At 52.5% G+C, this 2562-nt stretch carries 3 protein-coding genes and 1 tRNA gene; 1 reads left to right on the top strand and 3 read right to left on the bottom strand.

The features are described 5' to 3' along the window. Window positions 1-921 (bottom strand): Na/Pi cotransporter family protein (locus tag IKP20_08390; GenBank protein MBR4504965.1); only part of this gene is annotated, 921 nt, incomplete at its 3' end. Between the two features lie 593 nt (window positions 922-1514). Between IKP20_08390 and IKP20_08385 the strand changes: the two genes are divergently transcribed. Then, a complete protein-coding gene (locus IKP20_08385; protein MBR4504964.1) occupies window positions 1515-1979 on the top strand; it encodes a hypothetical protein in 465 nt (154 codons plus the stop codon). Window positions 1980-2215: 236 nt separating this feature from the next. On the opposite strand, the gene IKP20_08380 is transcribed toward IKP20_08385, so the two are convergent. Further along, window positions 2216-2353 (bottom strand): hypothetical protein, encoded by a 138-nt coding sequence (locus tag IKP20_08380; GenBank protein ID MBR4504963.1) that lies wholly within the window; start codon window positions 2351-2353, stop codon window positions 2216-2218. Window positions 2354-2434: 81 nt separating this feature from the next. Beyond that, window positions 2435-2522, bottom strand: a tRNA-Ser gene (locus IKP20_08375). Window positions 2523-2562 lie beyond the last annotated feature (40 nt).

Below are 2562 nucleotides of genomic sequence, written 5' to 3'. Positions count from 1 at the left end.
GTTGAACACCGTGTGGAACATGGCGAGCTGGGTCTGGGGCACGTCGGGGAACAGCGAGGAGAAGATGTTGGCGTAGGTGAACGTGCCTCCCGATGCGAAATCCATTATGTATCCCGCCGACACGAACAGGATGACGCCTATCACGTTGAACGTCAGGTGCATCAGGGCGGTCCTCTTCGCGTTCAGTCCGCTGGACATCCCTGCGAGGATGGAGACGATACAGGAACCGATGTTGGACCCCATCGTGAGGTAGATCCCCTGCTCCAGGTCTATGAGCCCCGCGACAAGCATGGTGATCGCGACGGAGGTCATGACCGAAGAGCTCTGGATGATGGCGGTGAGGAGCGCTCCGATGAGCACCAGGAGAATCAGGTTCTCTATGCTGGCCAGGAAATTCTTGACCTCGTCCATCTGGGCGAAGGATTCCATGGAGCCGCTCATCATTGAAAGACCTACGAACAGCATCCCGAATCCGGCCAGGATCCCTCCCCATTTCTTCATGGAGTCCTTCTTGGCGAAGACGCTCATGAACGCGCCGATTCCGGTGAGCGCGGCGAATATGACAGTCAGCGATATGGTGTCGCCGCCCATCATACCGAACGCCACGATCTGCGCGGTGATGGTGGTACCGATGTTGGCACCGTATATGATGGCCGCGGCCAGCGTCAGGGACATGATCCCGGCGTTGACGAATCCTATGACCAGGACGGTCATGGCTCCGGAGCTCTGGATGGCGGCCGTTCCCAGCGCACCGATTCCGACGCCCAGAAGCTTCTTGTCGGAAGCCTTCGAGAACAGCTTCTTCAGCCTGTTGCTGCAGATGGATTCGAGATTCGTGCTCATCATCGTGCACGCGATGAGGAATACGCCTATTCCAGCGACCAGAGTCAGAATTGCCGTTCCCGACGTTACCATATCCATTGTGGGCACCGTACTATAGTATTCGAGTTATCGAGTAATCGGTAATAAGGCTATCTGATGTTGAGAACAAATGTAGAACTATAGTCTATCTTTCTATAGTGTTGATATGTTTTGTTTCATATTTCTCGATTCATTTGTTTAAAGGAATCTTTGAAAAGCAACCGTCCGCATGTTTGTCCGATGCGATGATAAAAGAATCGGAGGTTGCAGAGACGAGAGACGAAGGGGTCCGACAGGTCTTATTTTCGAATAGGATCTCTTTATTTTAAGTTGTAATACAGAAATATACTGAAACTCCAACAATCGCAGGCAGATTTTAAAAATGAACCCATGGATGGAAACGTATGGGCTTATTTTCCAATCTGAAAAGAACCGCTGATGAAGGATCGACAGGGGATTTCATGACGGCCGAGGAGTTCTAGAAGAACTGGGACTACCACAGGACGCACGACAGGCCCGGGGTATACACAATACTGATATTCGACAGCTCGAGGGCTGCGAGCAAAGAATCCTATTCTAGCTCTTATGCAGGGCAATCACTAAAGGTCTACCATCGCGTCTGTCAGCATCTTTCCGGGAAAGGGAACGGGGACGTGTATGCGGACTACCGCGGCGGGAAGCATCTGATAATCCGCATCGAGGTATGTGAGGAGGATCAGCTGAACGATCTGGAGAAGGAGCGCATATCGGAGCTCGACCCCAGGCGTCGCTATAACATGAATTCGGGTGGCGCTGTCATCAGGCCGTACGGAGGAGAGGCGATCAGGAGCACCCGCTGCAGGATTACTATAAAACGTGCAGACACTGTGGTGAACCAAGGGGTGAGGTCCACAGTGCTCCTGGATGGGAAAGAGGTGAAGAAGCTGAGATCTGGAGAGGGGACGAAGGTCTCGACGACAGAAGGCTTCCACAGGCTGGAGGTGAAGGCCTTCGGATCCAGGACGCTTTCGGAATCCGTGGACCTGAGGGAAGGGGATGTGATCGTGATAAGGCCGACTCTGCTAGGATGGAGTACAGGATCGAGCGACCGAGGTCATCGTTCTCTGCAGATGTGGTAAGGGCCCCAGTCCTCGTCCATAGGACGTATTATTGACGATACACTCAACTTGGTGTTCTTGTTATAAAATGTCAATCTAGAGTGTGGTTTTATAAGATGGCAAGTGGCTCGAGTTCGTTATAGCACTTGTTCTGATTCTCAGATTAAGGGCGATAAGATACCGCTTTTTAAAGACTGGCACAAGGCGTATGCGGCGTTGCCCTTTCTAGCTGCAGGGCAGGCGCGGCGCTCCCCTGTCTACCTATTGTAGAAGAGGGCGTAGTACTTGCACCTCACCCAATCGACGAGATCCGGGAGGAGGGTGTCCGGATCCATCTTTCCGGCGATGACGTCCTCCTGCAGGCGCAGGCGGCTGACCTTATCAAAGACTGACAAGGCACTCATCCAACCCGTATTCGAAATGTGCCCTTTTGGACACAACGCCGGAAAAATTGAAGCGAGAACCAGAAGCAAAAATGGCGTGGAGAGGGGGATTCGAACCCTCGGGTCGCATAGCGACATAGGATTAGCAGTCCTACGCCTTACCAGGCTGGGCCATCTCCACTTCAGATGCCCTAACATTGAAATCGTTATTAAAGGTTTGT

This window comes from Candidatus Methanomethylophilaceae archaeon, from assembly GCA_017524805.1.
Lineage (GTDB): Archaea > Thermoplasmatota > Thermoplasmata > Methanomassiliicoccales > Methanomethylophilaceae > Methanoprimaticola.
The sequence above is the reverse complement of the archived record's forward strand: the minus strand, read 5'-3'. Positions and strand labels throughout refer to the sequence as shown.